The sequence below is a fragment of the Bartonella sp. AA168HLJHH genome, from assembly GCF_042197365.1.
In the GTDB taxonomy this organism is placed as follows: Bacteria; Pseudomonadota; Alphaproteobacteria; order Rhizobiales; family Rhizobiaceae; genus Bartonella.
Window position 1 is genome coordinate 1 of the sequence record NZ_JBHIRS010000071.1, and the last position, 862, is coordinate 862.

2 protein-coding genes are annotated in these 862 nt (G+C 35.5%); both read left to right on the forward strand.

Translation table 11 applies throughout. The features are described 5' to 3' along the window. Window positions 1-393 (forward strand): DNA adenine methylase (locus ACFINM_RS09785; RefSeq protein WP_375641345.1); only part of this gene is annotated, 393 nt, incomplete at its 5' end. Between the two features lie 65 nt (window positions 394-458). Continuing rightward, on the forward strand, window positions 459-827 hold the full coding sequence (locus ACFINM_RS09790) for an XRE family transcriptional regulator (RefSeq protein ID WP_375641349.1): 369 nt from the start codon (window positions 459-461) through the stop codon (window positions 825-827). Window positions 828-862 lie beyond the last annotated feature (35 nt).

The window sequence follows — 862 nt, forward strand, 5'->3', positions numbered from 1 at the left end:
TTTGGAAGGAAAAAGCCTATAGCATTTAATCCCGAAAAGCTGTTATCAAGGATGAGACGTGTTAGACAGAAGCTTCTTGATACGACGATCTTAAATTTGTCGTGGGAACGGGTTATCGAGCTATTTGATGCACCCGACAGTTTATTTTATCTAGACCCGCCTTATCTTGTAAAGAAGAAGTGTTACAGCTCTGGGAATTTTGTTGAAGATGATTTTGTGAGTATGGCAAAAGTTCTCAAAAGCATACAAGGCAAATTTGTCTTGAGTCTGAATGATTGTGATGTGGTTCGAGAGATTTTTAAGGATTTTGACTTTTTAGAATTAGAGACCCTTTGGACCTCTGGTTTTGCTAAAAAACCACCCCGAAAAGAACTCTTGATTCGCAATAATTGAAGAAAATCATAAAAAGATTTGTTAGAATCAGAAGAAAATATTTCTTCTCTAATAGGACTTTTTATATGGTTACATCTTTTGGTAAAATTTTACGGAAACTTCGCATTGATCACTCAGAACGCCTCTTAGATATGGCTAAGAAATTAGACATATCTGTAGCATTTTTATCTTCTGTCGAGATTGGCAAAAAATCTGTTCCTGTAGGACTGGAGGAAAAGATCATAGAGCTTTATGGTTTAGATAAAGAGAAGGCTTTACTCTTAAGGAAAGCAGCTTATGCTTGTCGCAAAAGTTTTACAATCAAGACTTCTGATCCGTTGAGGCGTGAAGCTGTTGGTGAGTTTGTTAGAAATTTAGAGAATTTTTCACAACAAAACTTAGCAGAATTAAAAGACCTTCTTGAGAAAGTTTGCAAAAAAAGAGGCGTCCTATAGAGATAGGTTGAAAAATCCTATTCCCTAACTTTTAT